The organism is Streptococcus oralis (genome assembly GCF_019334565.1).
GTDB lineage: Bacteria > Bacillota > Bacilli > Lactobacillales > Streptococcaceae > Streptococcus > Streptococcus oralis_CR.
Map to the genome: position 1 here is coordinate 1,836,696 of NZ_CP079724.1, position 25,987 is coordinate 1,862,682.

A 25,987-nucleotide genomic window follows, 5' to 3' on the forward strand; every position below is an offset into this window, starting at 1 on the left:
GTTATAGAACACTTTAAAAGTCTTAAATGTCTTCTTTTTTGATCAATTCTGTGCGAATTTCTTGTGGAGCCAATAGTCCTGAATGAACTGGATATGGTCGCTCAAGTAAGTCAAGAATAGTTTGTTGGTGTTCAGATATGCGCACATTTTCTTGACTCATATTGTAGTAACGGAGGACATATCCTTCTTCATTTTCAGCTACCTTAAAGGCTGTTGGGCAAACTTGTGGTAAGCTGAGTGCCACATGACTCAAGAGGCTACCAGTCGCAGCAACACTTCCTTCTTGTTTAGCAAGCTGAAGACTAGTGAATGGTGTTTGGAAGGCTTTGGCACGACGGAAGGCTGAGAAGCGTTCCCCTGCTTGGTGGCACTCAAGTGCAAACTCGACTTCAAACTCACGCAAGCACTGAGCCTCTGGTGTCGGGAAGTAACCCCAGTCACCTAACTCACCTGAGGCACGAAGAATGGTCACAGCAATGGTATCGTCTCCAAGGATTTCATACTCGTGCAGTCCTTTATTAGCCACTGTCACCCCTTTTTCATCGTCATAAAGGCTGACGAAGGCTTGCTGGTGTTGTGGATTTTCAGGATTTTCCCAAGAAGCAGCTGGTTTGTTTGGTCGTGTTACTACCTCATAGATGCTTTCAGAGTCATTGCTTGGACGCGTGTTATGAGTCTTAACCAAGAGACGGATACGGTGGTCCTTGGCAGTATTGGTAAAGCGAGTCTTGAAGCGGATTTGTGGATTGTCAACAAAGACGGTCATCTCTGTTTCCAGAAGAATGCTTGTCAATTCTTCTGAGCGCCCTGCTTCACGCGTCATAAACTCGATGATGCCTCTTTGTTCCGCATCCAGTTTTTCGTCTGCACTTACTGGAATTGTCAATTCATGCTTGAGCAAGATTTTAGCAAAACGTGCTGTATTTTCCAGGACTTCATAGCCTTTCAGCTCTGCGTAGATAGGCTCTGTTCCTTTTGGTTGGAAATAGATGTACTCATTTCCGATGTCACCACGGTCTTCAAAGCGAATAATATCTTCATACGCTTCATGAGTTGTCTTGTCGTAGACCGTGATGTTTTCATCCACACTGACCGTTACAAATGGCGTATCAATTACTCCATTTTGGTAAATACCATCACGGTGTTCTTGTTTTCCTTCGAGCAATTGGAAGGTTGTCCAAGAAAGTGGTGCCAGATGAACAGGTACTGTCACGCGCACTTGTCGAGCGATACGAGCCTGACGGAACTTGTCTTTTGGCAAATCATACTCAAAGTTAGCTCCCAGATCTTCGATTTTCGCTTCTACAGCATGCCCTTCCAAGTCTTCGACACGGTAGCTTGGCAAGGTCAAGGCTGCCATCTTCTTATAGCCTTCTGTTGGGTGCAATTCCTTGAAATCACAAGTCGCTACATCAATCACTGTGCTGACCGTATCAACCTTGTCGTGCAAGCCTGTGTTGATGACGGTAAAGAGATGGTCGCTTTGGGCTTCGTGGGTTGCGATTTTGCCCTTCCACTCATTGAGAAGATTGGTCTTAACAAAGTTTCCAACTTGGTTAACCTTGGCAAAACGTGTTTCCATCTCACGGTGAACTTCGTCAATACTACAACCACAGATACTATCATGGGGCGCATTTTGTAGAAGGACTTTCCAAGCATAGGTCAACTGGTCCTTGTGGTTATGTCCGCCAGTGATGACAGTCAATGGTTCCACTACTTGTTCTAGCAAGTTGCTATTTTCTTGGAAAGCTTGTTTGAGGTAAATACGGGATGAAGAAGTGTTAGCAAGTGTATACCAACCGTCTGTTTCTTGACTGGTCAACTCACCTGTAACCGTAGATAGTTGCTCAGGCAGAGCACTTTCTACTGCATGAACATAGTCATCAAAGGAACTATGCACAAAGGTCACATCTGGGAAGAGTTCATTTGCTACACGAATGGCTTCACTCAGATTTCGCTGTACAGGCTGGTGGTCACATCCGTTCATCATCAACCACTGGTTGGTCGAAGCATAGTCACGCACGTCTGACAATTTTTGTTTCCAGAAAGTCAAGGCCTCGTCTTTATCAACCGGAATTTCATTTCCATTACTGTACCAGTTGGCAAAGAGAATACCGAGGACACGACTTCCGTCCGCACCCTGCCAGTACATTTCTGAAAACTGAGAAGTGAACTGCTCATCTTCGAGGACTTGGTTATCAAATCCAATCGGCTTGACACCACGACCAAAAGCTGCTACGTGAATACCTGATTTTTGAAGGATTTGAGGAGCTTGTCCCATATTTCCAAAGGTATCTGGGAAGTAACCAATCTGAGTTGATTTGCCCCATTTTGCACATTCTGCTTGACCAATCAAGGTATTGCGGACGTTGGCTTCACTTGAAATCAAGTAATCATCCTGCAAGATGTAAAAGGGACCAATTTTGAGTTTGCCTTCGTCAATGTAACGTTGGACCTTGTCGCGATTTTCAGGGCGAATTTCCAAGTAGTCATCCAGGACAATGGTTTGTCCATCCAAGTGGAAACTCTTGAACTCAGGGTCATTTTCAAAGAGATCAAAAAGATTGTCAAACAACTCCACCAACTGCATCCGGTGGCTTTCAAAAGGCAAGTACCACTCACGGTCCCAGTGACTGTGTGAGATAATATGTACAACAACATTTTCCATGAAGTAAAACCTCATTCTAAATTTAAATTTTAACGTTTTAAATGTAAAGGTGTGATTCTGACACGAATCGGTGAAACTAAAGCGCGCTCCTTATACTCAATGAAAATCAAAGAGCAAACTAGGAAGCTAGCCGCAGTCTGCTCAAAGCACTGCTTTGAGGTTGTGGATAGAACTGATGAAGTCAGCTCAAAACACTGTTTTGAGGTTGCAGATAGAACTGACGAAGTCAGTAACATCTATACGGCAAGGCGAAGCTGACGTGGTTTGAAGAGATTTTCGAAGAGTATTAGCGAATATCCAAGTAATCCAAGACCAACTCGCAGAACATCATGTTGGCCCAAGAGAACCATTCACGTGAGTAAAGCGTTGGGTCGTCCACGTGGAAACTTTCGTGCATGACACCTGTGCCACCATCGCAGGCAACTAGCTGATCCAGCAAGTATTTTTTCTCTGCCTTATCTCTTGTTGTCAAGCCTTGGATAGAAAGGGCGATTGGCCAGATATAGCGATAGAAGGTATGGGAACTTCCAAGACCACTAGCGTATTCTCCTTGGTAGAAATATGGATTTTCAGGGCTTAGAATGGTACGGCGTGTGGCTTGATACACTTCGTCTTCAATGTCGCAATAGCCCAGATAAGGCGCAGCCAGCAGACTCGGTACATTTGGATCATCCATGATGCTAGCATTTCCTAGACCATCCACTTCAAAGGCGTAAATCTTTTCACCCTTGCTGTTGGAGGTATAAGCGTAGTTTTCGATTCCTTCTTGGATTTCAGACTGGAGACGCTTAGCATCTGCAATAATACTCTCGCTATCAGCTAGGTCTAGTTCTGCAAAGATTTCTTGCACGTAACCCAAGACTACTACAGCAAACATATTGGACGGAATCAAGTAGCTATACTGGCAGCAGTCATCACTCGGGCGAAAGGCTGACCAGGTCATACCAGTCACTGCAAAGTCAGGTCCAAAACCATCATTTACCAGAGTATCTTCCTTACGGTCTATATCTCGAATAAAGCGATATGGAGAGTTCTTGTGATCTTGCTCTACCGTCCAGAGGTGAAGAATTTCCTTGGTCGCTGCAACAAAAGTCTCATCAAACTGACTGGTCTCGCCAGTCTCTTTCCAAAGGAGATAAGCCAGTTGCAAAGGATAGCAAAGCGAGTCCACCTCATACTTGCGTTCCCAAATCCAGCCATTAAGGTCGGTATGGTCAGTCTCGTGGTGGCCCCTCCAGTTTTCCTCAATGTTAAAGGAGTTGGCATACGGGTCTTTGAGCACCAAGGTCATCTGACGCTTGACCAAACCTGCAATGGTCTGACGCAAGAGAGGATCTCTTTTAGCCACATGAAGGTAGGGTCTGAGTTGGGCTGTCGAATCCCGAAGCCACATGGCAGGAATATCCCCAGTCAAGACAAAAGTTGAGCCATCTTCTAAGATTTCAACTGTATTGTCCAAGGTGTCTGTATAGCAACGCTCGAAGACATCCACCCACTCCGGATGGTCCTTAGCCCGCTCTGCTACTTCATCCAGCCATTCTCTAACAATTTCTTTCGAATAAATCATCGTGCAGTTTCCTCTTTCAAACAAGTTTCATGTTCAGTATAAAAAAAACGCCTCCAAAAGATATACACAAACTAAAGGCGTTTTGAAACAAACTTATGAAAAAAAGTTGGGGCTCTCCCCCAACTTTTCTATTCACTTTTCTTTTCTTCGTAAGCCTTATAACCTTCGGTAGCCAGTTCAGCTTTTAGACCTTCTAAATCTTTTGATCCCCAGCTTGATACTTTAGAAGCAGCATCAAGATCTAGATTGCCATCTTTCAACAGGTAAGCTTGATAACCATAGTATTTGTAACGAACTTCTTTTGAATTGCCACTTGACCAAGTTACTTTATAAACTGTTATCAACGAAACTTTTCCATTTGATTTTTTATTCTCTTCTGGGATGACTTTCAAATAACTGCCTTGCGACTCTAAAGTGTAGGTGCTAAAGGAACTATTTTGATTTTCAGACTTGCTATAGTCATCATTCTTTTTCAGAAGATCCGCAAAGTTCTTCACATCTTTTAAGTCTTTCAACCCTTCAACAGTCACCTCGACCTTATTGTTGTCAACAACTTTTCCTTTTGATTTTAACTCATTGATATAGGTCACACTAACAGTAAGAGTAACTGTATCTCCGTTCTTCAAGTTTGTCGGACGTTTGTTATCTTCAAAGTTGAAATAGGCGTCTTTATTAGGATTTTCTGTAATAGACGCTATGCCATACCCATTAAATCCAGTAAATGTCACAGGAGTTTCTTTGAGCAAATCAGCCGCTGATACCTTCTCATATTCTTTCAAGTTTTCAACTTTGAAAGTTTTCTTTTCAGCTTTAAATGGTGAGTTTTTTGAGCTTGTTGTTACAGTGAACGTAACTTCGTCCCCATTTTTGAGACCATTTGTTTTGTCAAATTCATAATGGACACTACTAATCATCGCTTCTGCTTGTATCAATTTAGACGCCAACTTGCCATCTCTTGACACTTCTGCGTAAATAATAGGATCTTTTTTAGCCAAACCAGCTGCCTGGTCTTTATTAAAGCCTACTTTTTGGTATGCTATTTCTGCTACTTTCTCAGCAATATCTTGACTATTATAAGTTACCGTTCCAGATTCTTCATAACCTGAGAACTCAACTTTAACGTCGCCAATCAAGCTTTTTGGTTGTGACTGGATAACATTGTATCCCACAAATGCCACAATAATAACGGCTACTGCCACAAGAGCTGCAATGATTTCTTTGCGTTTCGTTGCAAACAGTCCTTTGGTTTTTTCAACTACTTGTTGAGCTGAAGCTTTTGCATCTTCTTTCTGTTCTGATTTAGAATCTTTCTCTTCCACCACTTCTTCAGATTGGTCATCTTTTGCTTGCTCAGAAGCAGTTTCTTCCACAGTTTCTGGTTCTTGAGTAGCAACTGACTTCACATCCTCTACAGGCGTGTTTTCAACCTTCTCTACAGATTCTTCGTTATTCACATTATTTACCGAATCACTCATAAAAAAATCCCCTTTTCTTTTTTATTGTCTCCATTCTAACAAAAGAATGAATATTTGTAAATTATTAACCGAAATTTATAGGTGCATTCACTTTTTAAAATTCGGTTATTGGCAATTTCATGTTATACTAAACAAAAACTCCAACAGAAAGCTTTTTTATGAAAACACTACTTGAAACCATCGATACCCGCTTTGGGACTGCCAGCAAACACGCCTTTTCTCGAGGAAATACCCTGCCCTACACGGGCGTCCCTTTCGGGATGAATTATTTTGTGCCTCAGACCAGTGACCAGGAGGGAGCTTGGTTTTTCGATCCGCATCTGCCCATTTTTCAGGGGATTCGATTAACCCACCAGCCCAGCCCTTGGATTGGGGACTACTCTTGGCTCCTTCTGACACCTGTTACAGGCCAGCTAGGTGGAGACAGCCTCTTCCATCGTCAGTCTTCCTTTGACCTAGATAAGGCCTCTTTCCAGCCTCATTATCTGAAGATTTTCTCCCTGCGCTATCAGATTGGAACCCAACTCACACCGACTTGCTATGGCGCTTCTATTCGTTTGGAGCAAAAGCAAGGCAAAGCCCTCTCCCTCTATCTTCACGCAGCAGATGAACTGACAGTAGAACAAATAGATAAGCGGACTCTTGCCCTGCGTCAAGAAGGAAAAACAGAGACAAACAAAAATACGCTAAAACTATTCACTGCCCTGCAAATGAATACGGATATTCTTGCTATCACACAAGAAGAGGGAGACTGGCGAATTGACTTAGCAAGCAGTCAAGCCGAGATTCAACTAGCAACTTCTTTCATATCGCCTTCTCAAGCTCTGCTTAATCTACCTCAAAAGGACTTTGACAGCTGTAAAGTAAATGCGAAAGCGGACTGGGAAAATCTCCTCCATCGTTTTGACATACTAGAGACAGGAGAGGCTGACCGGACCTTCTTTGACCACTGCCTCTACAGACTCTTCCTCTTCCCGCAGACTTTTTATGAAGTGAACGAGTCAGGGCAAGCCATCCATATGGACCTGACTACTGGTACTGTCAAGCCCGGCGTCCTCTTTAGCAATAATGGCTTCTGGGATACCTTCCGCACCACCTTCCCCCTCTTTGCGCTTGTCATACCGGAACACTATCACCGCTTTCTAGAAGGTTTCCTCAATAGCTACCGCGATACTGGATTCCTTCCAAAATGGCTGGCTCCAGATGAACGTGGCATGATGCCTGGTACTCTATTGGACGGTATTATCGCAGATAGCGCCTGCAAGGATATGGCTCCCGACTTGGAAGAAGAACTCCTCCAAGTCATGCTGGAGACAGCCACTAAATCCGACCCTCTCGGCATCAATGGTCGTCACGGACTAGCCCAATACCAAGAATTAGGTTATCTCTCTACCGACCACCACGAAAGCGTCAGCCACACCCTTGACTATGCCTATAGCGACTTTTGTATCGCCAGCTGTGCCGAAAAGCTTGGTCAGAATGACATCGCGGAAACTTATAGAACTTCGTCACAAAATTACCACCATCTATTTGACACTGCGACGGGCTACATGCGTGCGCGAGATAGCCAAGGCAACTTCCGCCCCGACTTCTCTCCTTATAGTTGGGGACGCGACTACGCCGAATGCTCTGCCATTCAAGCGACCTTAGGCGTCCTCCACGACATCCCAGGCTTAATCCAGCTTATGGGTGGAAAGGAAACCTTTAGCCACTATCTTTTGAAAGCCTGTCAAGATGCTCCCCTCTTTGAGACGACTGGCTATGGTTACGAGATTCACGAGATGAGCGAGATGGCTACCGCTCCTTTTGGGCAAATCGCCATTTCCAACCAGCCTAGCTTCCACATTCCTTATCTCTTCCGCTACAGCGACTACCCTGACTATACCGCTCTTCTCATCAAGACGCTACGTCAGAAGACCTTTCACCCAAGCTGGGAAGCTTATCCTGGCGATGAGGACAATGGCAGTCTCTCTGCTTGGTATATCTGGTCAGCTCTTGGATTCTACCCGACCTGTCCAGGCAAACCAAGTTACGATCTCGGAATTCCTCTCTTTGACCATCTCCGTATCTACCTAGCTAAGGAAAATAAATGGCTGGATATCCATGCCGAGCAAAACCACAGCCATTTCAACTTTGTCAAAGAATGCCGATTGGACAAGACCATAGTATCTAGCATTCAACACCAAGACCTCTTGAAAGCTGAGCAACTAACCTTTACACTTAGCTGGTTGCCAAATCACTCATAACCAAAAGAACCTTTGCATCGCGCAAAGGTTCTTCTTTTATGAAACTTGGACCTGAAGCTGGTCAACCAGCTGACCATCTACTGTCAAATTCAGATAAAAATCTAAGCTTTTATCTCCTGCAAAATACAAGGTTGGTAGCGTTAGCCTTTTTTCAGTCTCACCAGCTTGAAACGTAAGGACTTGAATCTCGTCCCGATAGGCGACACCATGCACACCCGTCCCTGGTTGAATCGAAATCTTAGCTTCTAAAGGACTGCTAGATTCTATGCGCTTCACTGTAAAGTGGACATTTTCTCCCTTGATCACAGCCAGACTTTTTTCTGAGAACTCTAGTTGCTGAACGACTTCTTTTCTCGACAAGGTAGGTGTTTTATAGAGTGAAATTTTGGCCAACAAAGGCAAAGCCTGTGCCTCTGTAATGGTCACACGTATCTTCTGCGCCTCAACGACTGATCCTCGTAAGAGACGTTTGTAGCCAACAGTATAACCAGAGCCAAACTCCTGCCAGGTACCATTCAACTCTACCTGAACATGGAAAGCAGCGATGCGTTGTCCTAGCTTCAAATCTTCCCTCAGCTCGATCACATCAAAAGTTTTAGGTGTCCCTAAATCGAGCTCTAATTGGATTGGCAACTCTGCATCACTTGCCCATGAACTGGTCTTCCGTCCATCTGTCAGATGATGACAAGCAAAGTCTGGTGATAGAGCAGGACCAGATACCTTGGCTCCCAAAGCCAAATCCTCTTTATAGAACTCGTCACGGTAGACAGCAAATTCATAGAGACGCTGAATATCCTTTTCGTCAAAGAGTCCATCTTGGTTTGGAGGAATATTGAGTAAGAGAGGTGTACCCCGACCCACCGAGTGAAAGTAGATTTCGACCAATTCCTCAAGAGACTTGGGATCCTGATCCTCATGGTAAAACCAGCCTGGCCGAAGAGAAACATCTGCCTCACCGATTGAAAACAGCGTTCCCGAGGGGTCTCCGTGCTGCAGGTAATCTAATTCCGCTTCTGTCCCCAACTGGTCTGGCTTGACTTTTTGCCACAAGGGGTCCCCTGCATAGCCTCGTTCATTTCCAATCCAGCGAACACTAGTTCCCTCAGTTGAGAAAATCAAACAATCGCCCTGCAAGTCACGAATGGTTTCAAACCAGGTCTCAAACTCATAGTTGACTTTTTGGGCCCCTTCGCCTCGAGCACCATCCATCCACACCTCAGCGAACTTACCAGCATTTCCATAGGCAGGATTTGACAAGATTTCCTTCAATTGAGCCAGATAGTAGGCATTGTAGTCCGCTTCTCGGTCCACGTGATAGAGGGGACTGTGAGCATCCCAAGGAGACAAATACACTCCCAAATCCATGTCAAACTCAGTCGCAGCTTTGGAAACCTCAAGGAGCAAGTCCCCCGCTCCTTTCCTCCAAGGACTAGCCTTGACCGAATAGTCTGTGTATGCGGTCGGATAGAGCACAAAACCATCATGGTGCTTCACCACCAAAATCAGCTTTTTAAAACCCGTTTCTTTGAGCACCCGAACCCATTCACGCGCATCCAACTTGGTCGGGTTAAAACGCTTGGGATCCTCTTGCCCACTTCCCCATTCCTGGTCATAAAAGGTATTGGGACCAAAATGGATAAAGGCAGCTAGTTCATCCTCTAAATAAGCTAGCTGGGCCTGGCTTGGTAATGGTCCATGCGGTTTTATTTTCGTCATCATCTCACATCTCTTTCTCTTGTTCACAAAGTTATCCACAACTTGTGGATAAGAAAACATGCCTAAAAACTAGTTTCTCCAAAATCCAGCTCTTAGACTTGGAAGCCTTCACCCTAAACATACCTTTGTCAAACAGCTCTGTACTAGGGTTTCTACTAGCTCTCTAGCAAGTTACTAATGTACGGAACTATTATCAGGATGCTTCAACACCCTGAGTTATATGTCATTTTCCCCTAGACTTATCCACAGACTGTGAATAAACTAGTGTTCCAAACCGCTCTCTCCTTGACTATAACAAAAAGCGATAGCAGCGTCAATATGACTAAGATTCCTTCCTAAATCCCCTGAAAAGATTCTATAATTTGTACAATCGTAGCTTTTGCATTCGCCAGCTAGTTAGAATCTGTCAGTAGGAAATGACTTCTTTATCACATTGTGAACAGCACAACTGTGGTACTATAATACCTAACAACCTAATCGTTTCCAGCAAAAAATCCCGCAGATTTGCGGGATTCTCTCTTGCATCAATGCGCCAACATTTCTTGGGCGATTTCTTGGCCAGATAGGTTATCTGGATAGTAGGTTGGCCAGTTATCCATCTCTTCAAAGAGGGCTTCTTGGCTGGTACCTCCAAAGAAGATATGGAAATGTTCTGCTTTAACTGGGGCGATATTGTGGTCACTAAACTGAACATACTTGAACTGTCCAGCATCCGCATCTGTCGCTTCAAAGAGGAAGCGCACGCCACGATTGCCTTTCTTATAAGTCAAGATTTTCTTGCCGACATACTTATAGGTGAATTTCTTGCTTTGACCACCTTGAACAAATTCCATAGTGTTGTCCGAGATGTTGATCTTAGTCACATCTGTCTGATAGCCTTTTCTATAGTAAACCTTATACTCATCCTTGGTCATCTTACCAGTCAACTTAGCCTTGTAGTCAAAGACTTGATCAAAGGTTCCATCCTCAAGGAAAGGATAAACTGACTGCCAGTTGCCAACATAGTCACTCAAGGTACGATCTTTGACATCTGCATCCTCAAAGTAACCGTTGTGAACTGTCTTAGTGTTTTCTTCCTTCTCTGGCTCGATTTCTGGTCCTTCTTGGTCCGTTGTTTGTTTCAAAGCCTTGAGGTTTTTCTCCATCACAGAGATATAATCCTCACCGGCCTTGGTTGCTTCTTCTGTTAGACTTTCTAGCGGATTGAGCACGTCTAGTTTGACACCTGTTTCTTTTGAAAGTGTATTGGCGAGGGCTTGTGAGGCATTTTCTTCAAAGTAGATATAAGAAATCTTGTTTTTCTTGATATACTCTGTCAATTCTGCCAAACGTGCTGCTGATGGTTCTGCATCTGGTGAGAGACCTGAGATAGATACTTGCTTGAGACCGTAGTCCAAGGCAAGGTAGTTAAAGGCAGCGTGCTGGGTCACAAAGCTCTTTTGTTTCGCTTGAGATAAGCCATCTGTGTAGGCCTTGTCCAAGGCTTGCAATTTTTCAATATAGGCAGCCGCATTCTTCTCAAAAGTCTCTTTTTTATCAGGATAATCTGCTGACAAGCTGTCACGGATATGCTCTACCAGTTTGATGGCGCGTGCTGGTGAAAGCCAAACGTGGGGATCGTAGTCGTGATGGTGACCCTCACCGCCATGATCATGCCCTTCCTCTTCTTCCTCACCACCTGGCAAGAGGAGCATATCACCTGTTGCCTTGATAGTTTTCACTTTTTTCTTATCCAAGGATTCTAACAATTTTGGAACCCATGTTTCCATATTTTCATTTTCATAGACAAAGGTATCTGCGTCTTGAATTTTGGCAACTGCCTTGGCAGACGGTTCATACTCATGGGGTTCTGTACCAGCACCGATTAGAAGTTCTACATTAGCAGTATCTCCTGCGACTTGTTTGGTAAATTCGTAGACAGGGTAAAAGGTTGTCACGATATTTAGCTTCCCATCTGCCTGTTTTTGATTGGAACAAGCCACTAAAAACAGGGCACATAGACTAGCCAGTAGTAAGCTAATTTTTTTCATTTCATTCTCCTATTTGATAAAACGTTTCAGTAGACTGACTAACAAAAAGACAGCTACAAAGATAATGGTAATACTAGCGCTAGCAGGGGTTTCCGCATAGTAGGAAATATAAAGTCCTGCCACCATTCCCAAAAAGCCAATAGCGCTGGCTAGTAACATAACGGATTTGAAGTTTTTCCCCAGACGAAGGGCAATACTAGCTGGCAAGACCATAATGGTCGATACCAAAAGAGCTCCTGCTGCTGGAATCATAAGGGCAATCGCCACCCCTGTCACCATGTTAAAGAGGATAGACATGGTACGAACTGGCAAGCCATCCACAAAGGCCGTGTCCTCATCAAAAGTCAGGATATACATTGGTCGCAAGAACAAGAAAGTCAAGAGCAAAACGACCGCAGCAATGGCAAAGAGGAAAATCACCTGCTCCTGGCTAATAGTCACAATAGACCCAAAGAGATATTGGTCCAAACTCATGGAACTCGAACTTTTCCCCTTACTCATCACGATAAGGGAGACTGCAAGCCCTGTTGACATGAGGATAGCTGTCCCGATTTCCATAAAGTTCTTATAGACTGTACGGAGATACTCCAGAAAGACAGCAGCGATCAGGACAATAGCAATGGTTGAAATAGTTGGAGAAATCCCCAAAACCAGACCAAAGGCAACCCCTGACAAGGAAACGTGACTAAGAGTATCACTCATCAAACTCTGACGACGTAAGATAAGGAAGGTCCCAAGAACTGGTGAAAAGAGGCTCATGGCAATGACAGCCAAGAAGGCCCGCTGCATAAAGTCATAAGATAACAAACTAAGCATGGTCCACCTCCTGGTCGCTTTCGTGAACGTTAAAACAACGCCACGGCGAGTCTTGGTTACGGACTAGATGGATATTGCGATCCGCATAGTCCTTGACCTCCTCAGGGTCATGGGTAATCATCAAAACAGCCTTGCCATGATGATGAGCACTGTGGTGCATGAGTTCGTAAAATTCATTTTTGCTTCCAGCATCCATCCCTGTTGTCGGCTCATCCAAGACAAAGATATCTGGGTCAGAAGCAAACATCCGAGCAATAACCGCTCGTTGCTTTTGCCCTCCTGAGAGGGAGCCAATTCGTTTGTCACGATGTTCCCACATACCAACTGAGTCTAGACTGGCCTTGATATGTTCCTCATCATGGGCATTCAAGCGACGGAACCAGCCCTTTCGCGGATAGCGACCAGACTTGACAAATTCATAAACTGTACTTGGAAAACCAGCATTAAAACTGGCAATCTGCTGAGGAAGATAAGCTATCCTAAGCTTTTTTCCATGAGTATTTATCTTTGAGATGGTTACCTTGCCAAATCTCGGCTGCAAGATGCCTAGACTCGCCTTGATAAGCGTCGTCTTGGCAGCTCCATTTTCACCAGTCAGGGTGACAAACTCCCCGCTATCAACACTGTAGTTGATATGCTCGAGGACAGGTTCCTTGTCATAATAGAAAGACAAGTCCTCTACTGTAATATACCGCATTATTTAATTTCTCCTACTAAAGCAGTTAAAAACCGCTGGATAACTTCTTGTTCATTTGGAGTAAACTGACTTGCCACTTGTTCATAGGCTGAGAGCGTGTGTTCATGATGATGGTGGTGTTCTGCCGCTACTGGTCGAGCTAGTTCTGTCAGTTGGTAAAAAATCACACGCGCATCTTTTGGATCTCTCGATGTCTCTAACATACCCTCTTTGACCAAAGACTTGATAGCCTTGGTCACTGCCGCCTGACTGACATTGAGACGACGGGCCAACTCCGAGTTGGTTAGGGATTCTTCTGATAAGAGCACGAGGATGTGTTCCTGAGTATTGGTCAAGGCAACGTCACTCGTGCAATGCCCGATTAGAATTTCATGCTGGTTCTCAGATCTCAAGATCACCTCGTTTAAAAAGTTATCGATTTCCTGCGCAAGCTGTCTCATGTGTTACTCCTTCCCTAGCTATCTTTTTCGTAAAAAAACATAGATAGCCACCGATTCTTTACTGGTTAATTATATCATAAACCAAAAAAGAGTCAAGGGAAAAAGGCGTAAAAACGTTTCCCTAGACTCTTCTAGATATGAAATTTAACCTATTTTTGCTTTGGTTTTCGACTCGACAAGATACCTGCCAAACCAGCTACCATTCCCATTAAGAGCAAGAAGATGGACTGTTCGCTTCCTGTATTTGGGAGGGCTTTTTCTGAGACAACTGCTTTCTTGCTAAATTGACCTGCCACCTCATAAGTCAATGGCACATTTGTAGTCGCATCGTTAGCAGCCGCATTCGTTTGAGGTGTTTCTACTGGTAGACTAAAGTTTTTAGAATCCACAGAAATCGTCCGTGAGTTCGGATTGATCTTTTCATACTGGGTCAAATCAGCGGTTTTCAGATACTCTTCAAAGGCTGCATCCATAGAAGGACCTTCTTCACGCGCGCCGCCTAACATAGTGTAGCCATCACCACCCGCAGCTAAGAAATCATTGGTTGCAAGATAGTAAGTTTTTGCGAGGTCTAGGAGATCATAACGACCAGTCGCGCGGTTTTTAACCTGGATGGCCAAGACACGTTTACCTGATGGTAGGTTGGTATCATAGTAGACCTTCACACCTGAAACTTGCAAGAATCCACCACTTGGTTCTAGCAATGGTTGTCCGTTCTCATCCAAGACCTTCTTGCCATCCTTATCGACCTGCAAGATAGATCCGAGTGATTTTTCAAACATATCCAAAACTTGTTGCCCCGTCACTTGGATTTGTGAGATGGTATTTCCAAATGGAAGAACAGCAATGACATTTCCTTTCGTAATCGGTTTGCCTTTTGCAATAGTTTCACGCAAGCCACCACCATTTGTCACAGCGATGTCAGTCGGATGGCTAAATCCTGTCTGACCGTACTGATAGAGGGAGTCCGCTACGACGTTTCCGAGGTTGGTTTCACGAACCCGAACATTTTCACGATCTCCGTTGAGTTCTACAGGGCTGTTTGAAACGACTTCAACAGCATTTTCAGCATCGTATTTTTGTTTAATGTCTTTGACTAGTTTTTCAACTGTTGGATTGGCTGGTAATTTTTTAGCATCAGCAGCCGGAATCTGAGTTGGATTGCCCAAAAGCTGACGTGATTTGTAGATAACCTTCCCAACATTATGAAGGTAACTTCCTGTTTGGTTATAGGTAACATTGTCGCCATAAGTTGTGGAAGCTACTGTATGAGAATGCCCATCAATAACTGTCACACGTTTGCCTTTGAGACGAGGATTTTTAGATAGAGCTTCTGCCAAGGTTGAACCACGCCACTCGACTGGAGTTGTGGTATCTACACCCAAGTGAGCGAGCACAACGTAGTGTTTGTAGTCCTTACCTTCTGCACGAGCCTTAGCTTGAACTTCTTCGATGACCTTATTGACTTCAGAGATTGGATCTGTAAAAGTTACCCCTTTGACATTTTTAGGGTGAGTTTTGGTAGCTGTTTCAGGTGTTGTCACGCCGATTACAACAAACTCATCACCTTCCACAGTCTTATCTTTATCAACGATTGTAGAAGCTTCAAAGAGACGAGCACCATTGACGTAGGTATTTGAACTAAGTAATGGGAATTTCAAGATTTCCTTGTATTTCTTAGCTTCGTCTAAACCAAAGTCAAACTCATGGTTTCCTACTGCCATGGCATCATACTGCATCTGATTGAGAATTTCAGCGCGCGCTTCACCCTTAGTAGAGTTGGAAATCGGTAAACCTTGGAAAGCGTCTCCCGCATCAACAACTAGAGTATTTTGATTTGATTTCGCACGCTCCTGTTCAATGACAGTCGCTAACTTGGCATCTCCAATTACTCCCTTTTCCTCTACAATACGACCATGGACATCATTGGTGTGTAAAATAACGGTGTCCTTGTCTTCGCCTTTAGTAGATTCAGCAGGAGCTGACGGAGCTTCTGCAGGTGCATCTGCTTCTGAAGTTGCCGAAGTTTCCGGTACCGCAGGGCTCTCAACAGGAGCTGGAGTCGCCGACATAGCAGGAGTCGCTACAACAGCTGAACTTTCTGCAGGAGTCGTTGCTTCTTCAGCATAGACTTGTCCAGCTAAGAAGGCTGGAGCTAACAGGGCTGTCGACAAGACAGGTAACAAAGAACGTTTGTTCATTATAAAATCCCTTTCTTTTCTTTTTCTCTTTTATATTATACGCTATTTCTAAAAATTTTGAAACTTTTGACCTATTTGTATCTTAAATATTCGCCATTTAAACAAAAAAGCTTGGGTTTAAATCCCAAACTTTTAGCTCATTTTATTGGAAATCTTTGATGTTCCCATCATAGGTCGCCCAGTCCTTGCTAAAGAAGCGGTCATTCATCTTGTAGTCTGGAGCTGGTTTCGGATCCGTCAAGAAAGGATTGACAACCTTATCAAAAGTCAGCCAACCTAACCATCCTAGATGAATGGTATCCTTAACAAAATAAGGGTCCCCTCCATTTTTTGAAAAATCAGCAATATTGGTAAAACCCTGACTTTCTAATTGGTAACGAATTTTCTCCACTGCATGTTGGTACATCTCTTCGCTGAGCCCTGTGTACTCCATCCACTTCTTGTTAACCGGCTGGATGACAAAGAGCACATTGACATTCGACTTAGCAAATTGATTGAGGACCAGCTGCAAATCATTGTATTCAGAGGACTTGAGGAAGTTGTAATTTTTTTGATACCCTTCCCATTTTTTTAAATCCTTTTGAATCTCTCTCGTATAGAAATGATTTTCCATCCCCATATCGTTATTAGTCGTATTTGCCTCTGCATCCTTACGAACAATTTTTTCTAACTCATCATAAGAAAATTGATCCGGAAGATCTTTTAAATAGTTCTCCACGTGTTCCTTGTACTTGAGTTGTCCTCGAATGGAGAATTGTCCAAAGAGAGCGGATTGTTTTTCGTTGAATCGCGCAAAAATATCAATAGCAACCTGATCAACATCTGATAATTCTTCACCCTTTGACAGTTTTTGAACAATGCCTTTTAATGCAACATTAGGATTCTGCTTTAACAATCGAATAGCCGCATGCTTTGCAGCAATGTCACCAGATTGATTTCCCAAAAAAGCTGTCAATTGGTCACTGTTAAAAAATCTCTGAAACGCTGCGGGTTCATAATCTGTCTCCGTAAACCACTGAGGCGAAATCACAAATACAGCCTGCTTATTCTCTATTTCTGGCAAAATTTGCTGTAGACCAAAATATTGATTGAGAGAGGCTGCTCCTGCTTGACCTAGAAAGTAAGGACGATAGGGACGATGGTATTTTTCCGCTAAAACAGCTGGATGTACACTATCAAATCGAATCCATTCACTGGACCCTAGAAAAGGAATAAAGCGCATATTTGGATCCGTAAGAGCTCTTACTTTCTGGCTTCTCTCTTTAAAACTCTCTGCACTAACAGAAGCCGCCGAATATTTCTCCTCCGTCAGATTATGGCTTGTTGTACCTGGATAAAAAAAATGAGTAGAAGAACCAAAAATCCAGCAATGAAGATAGGCCCGAAGATCAGCCACAAGCGTTTAAGCATTCTTCAACTCCGTAATGCCTTCTACGATTTTATTAGCCGTATTCCAGTCATCACGACCGAACTCCGTCACTGGAACACGAATGTCAAAACGGTTTTCAATCTCCACAATCAATTCAACCGTTCCCATGCTATCCAAGACACCGGCATCAAAAAGATCTTCATCCATCATGTCAGAAACATCTTCCATAAACAACTCATCAATAATTTCAATAACTTCTGATTTGATATCCATTTTTCATATCCTTTTATTTTTTAAACCATAAATCATTCAAAAATCCAGAAAAGATTAAGAATGAAACCATCACGACATGGAAGGTGACAACCATGCCAAGCAACTGAATCCAGCGATTCTCAGGTAAGGAACCCTTTCCAGCTTTTTTCCGTTCTTTATTGAGTGCTTTTTTCTTACGAACCCAAGCGTCATTGATGACCAGCCCAATCCCATGAAAAAGTCCATAGGCGATGTAGTACCAGGTCACACCATGCCAAAATCCCATAATCAGCATATTGAGAATATAGGCTACACTTGAGGTCACATTGCGATTTTTAAAGACCTTCTTTCTGGTCAACACCATGACCATCCGCATAAAGACAAAGTCACGGAACCAGAAAGACAGACTCATGTGCCAGCGATTCCAAAACTCTTTTAAATCCCTTGACAAAAAGGGCTTGTTAAAGTTGATAGGACTATGAATACCCATCAAGTTTGAAATAGCTAAGGCAAACATAGAGTAGCCCGCAAAGTCAAAGAAGAGCTCCAGACCAAAGGTGTACATGACCGCTAAAGCGTAGAGGTTAAAGAAACCACCTGTCTGCAAGGCCAAATTTTTCAGCGGAGGCAATAATGTCTCTCCTAAAATGTGAGCCAAGATAAACTTGTAGAGGAAGCCAAGCATGATATATTTGACAGCCTCTTCTAGCATGTCCATCAACTCATCCCGTTCAGGAATGGTCTCGTAATTTTCATTGAAGCGTTTAAAACGATCAATGGGACCACTTGAGAAAGTCGGCATAAAAAGAAGAAAACGCAAGAATTGCCAAATCGTTAAATCCTTGATGACACCGTCTCTCAACTCGACGATAACCCCAACTGCACGAAAGGTCAAGTAAGAAATCCCTAAAAATCCAAACAAAGATTGAGGTCCATGAATAGCAGGAGATACTTTCACAAAGACGATAGGCAATAGGGATAGAAAACTAACCAGGTAAAATATCCATTTACTATCCCGTTGTTTCCTGTACCTTTTGTAGAAAGATACAAGAAGTACTTGCCAGATAACATAAAGAATAAGAGCGCTTATTTGATTCGTCTTTCCACCGACCAACATGGTGACGATAAAGAAGAGACTAACGAGCACCTCGTACAAGGCAAAACGTTTCTTGAAAAAAGACCAATAAAGATAGGTAAAGTCGCAGCAATTACGTATAAAAAGTACTGAAGATCACCATAAGGTTCCAAATGAGGTAGCTGTTTATAAAGCTCCATCATCGGCTGTTTACCTCATTGATCAAGCCCTTGATGTCAATCTTACCATTAGACGTTAGCGGTAAACTGTCTCGATAGAGAAACTTAGACGGCATCATATAAGACATCATGATATCTGCTAGATCTTCCTTAATAGCCTTGGTAATATCGATATCACGCTCAAACTGCTGACGGACACCGTCCTTTAGGATGACATAGGCCAGTAGATTTTGTACCTTGTGGTCCTTGTTATAACGTGGGACAGCAACAGCAGACTCGATAAAGCGAGATTTGTTGAGGTTTTGAGAGACATCTTCAAGCTCAATGCGATAACCATTAAACTTAATCTGGAAATCCATGCGTCCACCATAGAGAAGCAAGCCCTCATCTGTCATAGTTCCTACATCCCCTGTGTGGTAGGCTGGAAGACCTTCGAACTCAAAGAAAGCTTCTGCTGTTTTTTCAGGATTATTCATATAGCCTTTTGAAACAGCTGGCCCAGAAACGATGATTTCTCCCTGTTCACCATTAGGAACTTTCTTACCTTCCTCATCAATGATAAAGGTCGGAGAATCAGCCTTGGTATAGCCGATTGGCAGGCGTTTGAGAGTCTTCAACATCTCGTCTGTCACGGCAACAGCTGACAGGGCTACTGTCGCTTCTGTTGGACCGTAGGCATTGATAATACGAGCATTTGGGAAACGCTCACGCAGTTTTTGAGCTGTTTTGACCGTCAATTCTTCACCATCAAAGTAGAAATGCGTGATTCCTGGCATTTTCTCACTATTAAAGTCTTCTGACAACATGGCCATATCTGCAAAAGAAGGCGTTGAGGTCCAGATAGCGATTGGAAGTGAAAAGATAGTTGCAAAGAGTTTTTTGAAGTCCTGAGTAATGTCTGAAGGAAGAGCGAAAAGCGTGCCACCAAGTGCCAAAGTCGGTGCCCAGTACATGACAGATAGGTCAAAAGAATAAGGTGGCTGAGCCAGCATTTGCGGACGACTTGGCGTCGCAAATTCCTTATCTGTAATCATCCAGTTGGTAAAGCTGAGGAGATTGTCATGAGAAATCTGCACCCCCTTAGGCTTACCAGTCGTACCAGAAGTAAAAATGATATAGTAGTTGTCATCTCCCTTGACTGGATGGATCATATCGTAGCTGGAAGCTTGAGCAAAAGCTTCATGGACTTGCTCCAAATTCAGCATCGGTGTGCTAGTTTGCTCTAATGGAAAATCTGAGATGGCAATAATCAAGCTTGGCTCTGCAACTTCTACGATAGCAGAAACTCGTTCCAAGGCCGAATGGCTATCAATTGGAATGTAGGCATGACCTGACTTAGTTAGCGCTACAAAGGTAGCCAACATCTCATATTCCTGACCACCAAAAACGACGACTGGAGATTTCTCAGGCAAACCTAGTTGGTCGATAGCTGCAGCCAAACTATCCGAATCAGCCTTCAGATCACCATAAGTATGTTCTTGACCTAAAACATTGTAGACAGGATATGTTGGTTGCGTTTGAGCAAAGTGCTCAATCGTTTCAATCATATCTTTTATCGGTTTATTAGACACTGTTCCTCTTCTCCTTTAAACTAGAACTCATTATAAATAAAGGTGCCTTGGCTCTGACCAAGGTAACTAAAAAAATAAAGCAAACCAAGTAAGATTACAAAATATAGAGCCGTCCGGCCTAAGAATACATGTAAATTTCGTTGTTTTTTCATAAGCTATCCATTAATATATTATTTCTATTAACTATCAGTATGTATTGTTAGCATCTTATCTTCCTAACATTTTACCACTTTATCAACCTTTTTTTCAACTGTTTACCATAACTTAAAAATTGGTTTTAGCTTATTTTAAGATAAGTTAAAATATTAATGGTTGACGTCAATAAAAAATCCCATTACTATAAATCCCCTATACTAGTTATCACAAATTAAACAGTTAAAAAATTAACAGCAAACACACGGCTCCCCCTTTGGGCATTTTTATGCTAAAATAGTAGCTATGGATAAAATTATTAAAACTATATCAGAAAGCGGAGCCTTTCGTGCTTTTGTCCTTGATAGCACTGAAACCGTCCGCACTGCTCAAGAAAAACATCAAACTCAAGCTAGTTCAACTGTTGCACTTGGCCGTACCCTTATCGCTAGCCAAATTCTCGCAGCCAATGAAAAAGGAAATACCAAGCTAACAGTTAAAGTTCTTGGAACCAGCTCTCTCGGTGCCATCATCACGGTCGCAGATACCAAGGGTAACGTCAAAGGCTACGTTCAAAATCCTGGTGTTGACATCAAAAAGACTGCAACGGGTGAAGTCCTAGTCGGTCCTTTTGTCGGAAATGGTCAATTTCTCGTTATCACAGACTATGGTACTGGAAATCCTTACAACTCCATGACTCCCCTCATCTCTGGAGAAATCGGTGAAGATTTGGCATACTACCTGACAGAAAGCCAACAAACCCCTTCAGCAGTCGGCCTCAATGTTCTTTTGGATAAAGACGACAAGGTCAAAGTTGCCGGAGGTTTCCTTCTCCAAGTATTGCCAGGGGCCAAGGAAGAAGAGATTGCCCGCTTTGAAAAACGCATCCAAGAAATGCCCGCTATCTCAACCCTTCTGGAAAGCGATGACCATATCGAAGCCCTCCTCAAGGCCATCTATGGTGACGAATCTTACAAACGTCTATCTGAAGAAGAAATCCGTTTCCAATGTGACTGCAACAAAGACCGTTTTATGAACGCTCTTGCCAGCCTTCCAAGCTCAGACCTTGAAGAAATGAAAGAGGAAGACCACGGGGCAGAAATCACTTGTCAATTCTGCCAAACAACTTATAACTTTGATGAAAACGACCTGGAGGAACTCATTCGTGACAAATCTTAATACACCTTTTATGATTGGCAATGTTGAGATTCCCAATCGTACCGTTCTAGCGCCCATGGCTGGTGTCACCAACTCAGCCTTTCGTACTATCGCAAAAGAGCTCGGAGCTGGACTTGTTGTCATGGAAATGGTCTCTGACAAAGGAATCCAATACAACAACGAAAAAACCCTGCACATGCTTCATATTGATGAAGGAGAAAACCCAGTTTCTATCCAACTTTTTGGTAGCGACGAAGATAGCCTCGCACGCGCAGCAGAATTCATACAAGAAAATACCAAGACTGATATCGTCGATATCAACATGGGTTGCCCAGTTAACAAAATCGTGAAAAATGAAGCTGGCGCTATGTGGCTCAAGGACCCAGACAAGATCTACTCTATTATTAACAAGGTCCAATCTGTCCTTGATATCCCCCTCACTGTCAAAATGCGTACAGGATGGTCTGATCCATCCCTCGCCGTGGAAAATGCCCTCGCTGCAGAGGCTGCAGGTGTCTCTGCCCTCGCTATGCATGGCCGTACCCGCGAACAAATGTATACTGGCCACGCAGACCTTGAGACCCTTCACAAGGTCGCTCAAGCTTTGACAAAAATTCCATTCATCGCCAACGGTGACATCCGTACGGTCCAAGAAGCCAAACAGCGTATCGAAGAAGTCGGGGCTGACGCTGTCATGATTGGTCGCGCTGCTATGGGAAATCCCTACCTCTTCAACCAAATCAATCACTATTTTGAAACTGGAGAAATTCTCCCTGACTTGACTTTCGAAGACAAGATGAAAATCGCCTACGAGCACTTGAAACGCTTGATTAACCTCAAAGGAGAAAACGTAGCCGTTCGTGAATTCCGTGGCCTCGCTCCTCACTATCTCCGGGGTACATCTGGCGCAGCCAAACTTCGTGGAGCCATTTCACAAGCTAACACCCTGGCAGAGATTGAAGCCCTCTTGCAATTAGACAAAGTATAGTCTCACATCTACAACTTACAAAAACGGCAAAGCTCAAAAATGAGTCTTGCCGTTTTTTATATGTTTTCATCTTGTAAATCTAATCGCTTCACTCTAGCTATATAGTAGGACATAATCAAAAACAAATTGAGGCTGATAATCCAAACAGACCATTCATGAAGAAAATGCATCAATACAGCCAAGCTGATTGCCCCCACTATGAAACTTCCCACAACAATCCCATAATTTAAGGCCTGACGACGGTATTCTTGGATATTTCCTTCTCTTCTAGCGATGCGATACAAAGCGGTCAACATCTTTCGGTAATTTCCAGACGTCATAAAAATGACATAGGGATGATCTTCTATCAAACTACCCGTAAATGTTAGCATCATCATTCCTGTTCCAAAAGCAATAAAAGGAACTTCTAATAGAGGAAATCGTGAAAAGAAAGGCAAAATAAGGGTCCCGATAAATAAGGGGAGCAACATCTTAACCCGCCAGTAGGCCGTTTTGCGGTATTCTTTCATGTGCAATGCAAACAGAAATCCTAGAGAAAAGAAAATAATGGAGCAGAATCGCAGCATCGTATTGATGACATTTGAGTCGTGCCAGTCAGATATAAGTAGGAGAATATTCCCTGTCTGTGTCGCTACCAAACTATGGTATTGAATATGGCAAAACACATCCAAAGAACCACCTACAAACCCAAGAAATACTCCCATCAGTCGTGTGTTTTGAGGTAAGATTAATTTATCTGCCATGTACTATCACTCGTTTTCCTTTGATTTTTTGATTATACCACTTTCTCTTGGAGAAACTAAGTGAAAAACAGTTGGCTCACTCTTTTACAGCACGATTTCTAGTAAAAGTTAAAGCACCAAATTTTATTATTGAATCAAGGCAACACTCGAAACTTTACCATCCGCACCTGTTGTAATTTGAATGATTTTTCCGCCACCGATTTTGGCATTATACTTGCCATCATCAAGAGTATAAGAGTAGCCTCTGATAGAATAGTTTTCTTTCTTTCCATCTGCAGTTTCTACTGTAAACTGGCCCCCTGATGAAACCGTAATAGTTTCGCCATTTGCTCCCTTCCAGTTGCCTGCAGCTGCTGAGAAATCACCATCGACCATGGTTAAAACACCCTTGTAGCGTTTGTTGTGTTCTGCTTGCTTGTCTTGAAGTTGGCGGTCAGTTGTTGGATCATAGCCTGACTGGTTAGACTGAGCTTGAGAACCTTGCTGAGTTGAAGGTGCCTGAGATGGAGCTTGTTGACTAGGAGCTGCTTGTTCTTGTCTTGATTCAGGTGTCGGTTTCGCTTGTGACTGATCTGCCGTTGTAGAAGACTGACCAGAAGATGCCTGAGCCTTTTCAGATGAAGCTGAGCTTGAAGATTTTTGTGTCTTGCTTTCTTTGCTAGAAGAAGCTGCTTTAGAACTGGATGATTGACTTGTCTTGGCAGAGCTGCTGGTTTGAGTGGTTTCGTTTTTATTTCCACAAGCTCCTAGTAGCAAGGTAGAAGCCAATACAGTCGCTGCCATCAATTTGATATAGGTTTTCTTTTTCATTTTTCTACTCCTTTGTAACATTTTTGAAATGTTAAGAAATCTTTTTGTAATATAATTGTAACATCGGGCTTTGAATCTGTCAACTATTTAGAGAAACTATTTAAAAAAATTTCTCTCTACTATTTCTATTCGTAATAAAACAGAAAAATAGAAGATTTTTTAGATAAGAGCCCTATTTTTGCATCGCTCTTGTGTAATCCTAAGAAAGATAGCCACCCCTAATACAGTCGCAACAAAAAGCCATCTCATGATGGTACATAAAGAGGTCGGGAAAAGTTCCCGACCTCACTTTTTATTTCAATCGATAGGTTTTTCTTGGTTTCTTTTTGGGAACTCGTTTGAGTCCGACTTCTTCTACATATTCGCCGTATTTTACGAGAAAGTTATTGCTGACGATTGGGCGACCTGGGTTGATGAGATTGACTAGTTCAGTTCCTTCGTAGACAGTGAACTCCTCTTCCAGCAGATAAAGGAAGGTCGGATTCCAATCGAGACGGCCTTGGATTCGTTTGATGGACTCTTGGATAATAGCATAATGGTCAAAGGCGAAGGCTCTCTCCTCCAACTCTACTCCCTCTAAGAAGCACTTGCCCGTCCGAAAATCCACATCTACAAAAACCACATCCTTAGCATCGTCTCCAGCCTGAACGAGGTCTAATGCGCGACTAGGCAGATAAACCAAGTGGGCAATGGTCACTGTCCACCCCCGTGGATCACGACCGGGGGTTGATACCGTCATCAATTGCTCGATTTTTTCCAAAGGTAGATCGAGATTGACTTCTTCTCTCACCTCGCGTTGACAGGCATGCGCAGCTTCCTCTCCCTTATCCATAAAGCCTCCAACCAAAGCCAAACAGTTTTGATAAGGGTGAGCCTTGCGACGGATCAGCAGGAGCTTGATCTTTCCTTCAACAAAGCAGTAGGCCACCATATCCACTGTCACACTTGGTTTTTCATATTGAGGGAGTTCCTGCTTGTAGTACCAGTCTAAAAACTCCTCCTGACTGGCATGGATTTCATAATACTCTTTTTCCGTCATCCCTTCTGGAATCTTTATGTCTGCCATCTTATGCCTCCTTTCGAACTGCCTTAGTCCATTGGTACCAACCCACTAGACTATTGAGTGTGTAAACCCAGTACATCCCTTGGATGTGAATATTTTCACCCCACCAGAGATAAATACTAAAGAGATTGGTTGCAATCCAGAAAATCCATTGCTCACGGTAGAGACGTGTCATCAAGAGCTGACCAACACCATTGGTCGCATCAGTAACGCTATCACGGAAAGGGCGAGCGCTATTGATACTTTGATAAGCCAAGCCCATACCAATCCAGATAATGGCAGTCAAGGCTAAGTACTTGAGCCAGTCAATCACAGATAATTTCTTAGCTTCAAAGTGGGATTCTTCTGGTTTTTCCTGTTCATTGATACGATTTGACAGCCAAGCATAGAGACCAATCGGCTGCATGACAAAGAAGTAAACAGTCGTCAAGACTTCTCCATAAAAAGTCGCATTCATGGCCAAGATCAAGTAGATTGCTGAGTTAATGGCCCCAAAGAGATAATTGCTTGCACGACCTTCTGCTACTAAAATAACACAGACAATCCCAGTCCAGGATGCAAACAAGCTCAACCAGTCATGGCTTTCCGTATTTTGAGTGAATTCCAAGATCAAGGGAACACTCGACAAGGCGATGAGATACAACCACTGGAAAAGGCTACGGCCTACAAAGAGATCTTTCCATAGCAAGCGCATGATTCCTGCAAAACCAATCTTACGGGCTTCGGCATGGACATTGTTAAAGTTTTCGATAAATTGTGTGATTTTTTTAGTTACTGTTTTCATAATTTTC

General features: G+C 43.2%; 19 protein-coding genes and 2 pseudogenes. 3 read left to right on the forward strand and 18 right to left on the reverse strand.

The window, feature by feature from the left end; all coding sequences use genetic code 11:
• Positions 1-22: 22 nt before the first annotated feature.
• The 3 genes from KX728_RS08920 to KX728_RS08930 form a co-directional block, all read right to left on the reverse strand.
• On the reverse strand, positions 23-2,668 hold the full coding sequence (locus KX728_RS08920) for an alpha-mannosidase (RefSeq protein ID WP_215804242.1): 2,646 nt from the start codon (positions 2,666-2,668) through the stop codon (positions 23-25).
• A gap of 286 nt (positions 2,669-2,954) precedes the next feature.
• The gene (locus tag KX728_RS08925; protein ID WP_215804241.1) at positions 2,955-4,235 is read right to left on the reverse strand and encodes a glycoside hydrolase family 125 protein; all 1,281 of its coding nucleotides are present in this window, start codon (positions 4,233-4,235) and stop codon (positions 2,955-2,957) included.
• A 128-nt stretch (positions 4,236-4,363) separates the two neighbouring features.
• Positions 4,364-5,710 carry a hypothetical protein gene (locus tag KX728_RS08930; protein WP_215804240.1) on the reverse strand — a complete coding sequence of 449 codons (1,347 nt, stop codon included), beginning with the start codon at positions 5,708-5,710 and terminating at the stop codon, positions 4,364-4,366.
• A 158-nt stretch (positions 5,711-5,868) separates the two neighbouring features.
• On the opposite strand from KX728_RS08930, the gene KX728_RS08935 reads away from it, so the two are divergent.
• Complete coding sequence (locus KX728_RS08935; RefSeq protein ID WP_215804239.1) at positions 5,869-7,956, forward strand: GH92 family glycosyl hydrolase; 2,088 nt, start codon at positions 5,869-5,871, stop codon at positions 7,954-7,956.
• Between the two features lie 36 nt (positions 7,957-7,992).
• Here the strand turns inward: KX728_RS08935 and KX728_RS08940 are convergent, their stop codons facing one another.
• From KX728_RS08940 to KX728_RS08990, 11 genes and pseudogenes are all read right to left on the reverse strand, one after another.
• Positions 7,993-9,672, reverse strand: a complete 1,680-nt coding sequence (locus KX728_RS08940) for an alpha-L-fucosidase (RefSeq protein ID WP_215804946.1) — start codon at positions 9,670-9,672, stop codon at positions 7,993-7,995.
• 524 nt (positions 9,673-10,196) lie between these two features.
• A complete protein-coding gene (locus KX728_RS08945) occupies positions 10,197-11,702 on the reverse strand; it encodes a zinc ABC transporter substrate-binding protein AdcA (protein ID WP_215804238.1) in 1,506 nt (501 codons plus the stop codon).
• A 9-nt stretch (positions 11,703-11,711) separates the two neighbouring features.
• A complete protein-coding gene (locus KX728_RS08950) occupies positions 11,712-12,518 on the reverse strand; it encodes a metal ABC transporter permease (RefSeq protein ID WP_000950023.1) in 807 nt (268 codons plus the stop codon).
• Positions 12,511-13,215, reverse strand: a complete 705-nt coding sequence (locus KX728_RS08955; RefSeq protein WP_215804237.1) for a metal ABC transporter ATP-binding protein — start codon at positions 13,213-13,215, stop codon at positions 12,511-12,513. The genes KX728_RS08950 and KX728_RS08955 overlap by 8 nt, the downstream gene beginning before the upstream one ends.
• Positions 13,215-13,655, reverse strand: coding sequence for a zinc-dependent MarR family transcriptional regulator (adcR, locus tag KX728_RS08960; RefSeq protein ID WP_215804236.1), 441 nt, complete (start codon positions 13,653-13,655; stop codon positions 13,215-13,217). Before adcR ends, KX728_RS08955 begins: the two co-directional genes overlap by 1 nt.
• A 149-nt stretch (positions 13,656-13,804) precedes the next feature.
• Positions 13,805-15,856 (reverse strand): cell surface ecto-5'-nucleotidase Nt5e, encoded by a 2,052-nt coding sequence (gene nt5e / locus KX728_RS08965; protein WP_215804235.1) that lies wholly within the window; start codon positions 15,854-15,856, stop codon positions 13,805-13,807.
• A 142-nt stretch (positions 15,857-15,998) separates the two neighbouring features.
• A pseudogene (gene dltD / locus KX728_RS08970) lies at positions 15,999-17,266 on the reverse strand (D-alanyl-lipoteichoic acid biosynthesis protein DltD).
• The gene (gene dltC / locus KX728_RS08975; protein ID WP_000351972.1) at positions 17,259-17,498 is read right to left on the reverse strand and encodes a D-alanine--poly(phosphoribitol) ligase subunit DltC; all 240 of its coding nucleotides are present in this window, start codon (positions 17,496-17,498) and stop codon (positions 17,259-17,261) included. The pseudogene dltD and the gene dltC overlap by 8 nt, the downstream one beginning before the upstream one ends.
• Positions 17,499-17,511: 13 nt before the next feature.
• Positions 17,512-18,755, reverse strand: a pseudogene (gene dltB / locus KX728_RS08980) (D-alanyl-lipoteichoic acid biosynthesis protein DltB).
• Positions 18,752-20,302, reverse strand: a complete 1,551-nt coding sequence (gene dltA / locus KX728_RS08985; protein ID WP_215804234.1) for a D-alanine--poly(phosphoribitol) ligase subunit DltA — start codon at positions 20,300-20,302, stop codon at positions 18,752-18,754. The pseudogene dltB and the gene dltA overlap by 4 nt, the downstream one beginning before the upstream one ends.
• A gap of 20 nt (positions 20,303-20,322) precedes the next feature.
• Entirely contained in the window at positions 20,323-20,454 is a 132-nt protein-coding gene (locus KX728_RS08990; RefSeq protein ID WP_008276434.1) for a teichoic acid D-Ala incorporation-associated protein DltX, read from the reverse strand.
• Positions 20,455-20,740: 286 nt separating this feature from the next.
• On the opposite strand from KX728_RS08990, the gene hslO reads away from it, so the two are divergent.
• Positions 20,741-21,613: an Hsp33 family molecular chaperone HslO gene (gene hslO / locus KX728_RS08995; protein WP_215804233.1), complete on the forward strand. Its 873-nt coding sequence runs from the start codon at positions 20,741-20,743 to the stop codon at positions 21,611-21,613.
• Positions 21,600-22,580: a tRNA dihydrouridine synthase DusB gene (dusB, locus tag KX728_RS09000; RefSeq protein WP_215804232.1), complete on the forward strand. Its 981-nt coding sequence runs from the start codon at positions 21,600-21,602 to the stop codon at positions 22,578-22,580. The genes hslO and dusB overlap by 14 nt, the downstream gene beginning before the upstream one ends.
• A 56-nt stretch (positions 22,581-22,636) precedes the next feature.
• Here the strand turns inward: dusB and KX728_RS09005 are convergent, their stop codons facing one another.
• The 4 genes from KX728_RS09005 to pnuC all read right to left on the reverse strand — a co-directional run bounded on the left by KX728_RS09005 (position 22,637) and on the right by pnuC (position 25,980).
• Entirely contained in the window at positions 22,637-23,323 is a 687-nt protein-coding gene (locus tag KX728_RS09005; RefSeq protein ID WP_215804231.1) for a YoaK family protein, read from the reverse strand.
• Between the two features lie 126 nt (positions 23,324-23,449).
• Positions 23,450-24,133 carry a hypothetical protein gene (locus tag KX728_RS09010; RefSeq protein WP_084877196.1) on the reverse strand — a complete coding sequence of 228 codons (684 nt, stop codon included), beginning with the start codon at positions 24,131-24,133 and terminating at the stop codon, positions 23,450-23,452.
• Positions 24,134-24,425: 292 nt separating this feature from the next.
• Positions 24,426-25,199 carry an NUDIX domain-containing protein gene (locus KX728_RS09015; RefSeq protein ID WP_215804230.1) on the reverse strand — a complete coding sequence of 258 codons (774 nt, stop codon included), beginning with the start codon at positions 25,197-25,199 and terminating at the stop codon, positions 24,426-24,428.
• Between the two features lies 1 nt (position 25,200).
• A complete protein-coding gene (gene pnuC, locus KX728_RS09020; protein WP_215804229.1) occupies positions 25,201-25,980 on the reverse strand; it encodes a nicotinamide riboside transporter PnuC in 780 nt (259 codons plus the stop codon).
• Positions 25,981-25,987 lie beyond the last annotated feature (7 nt).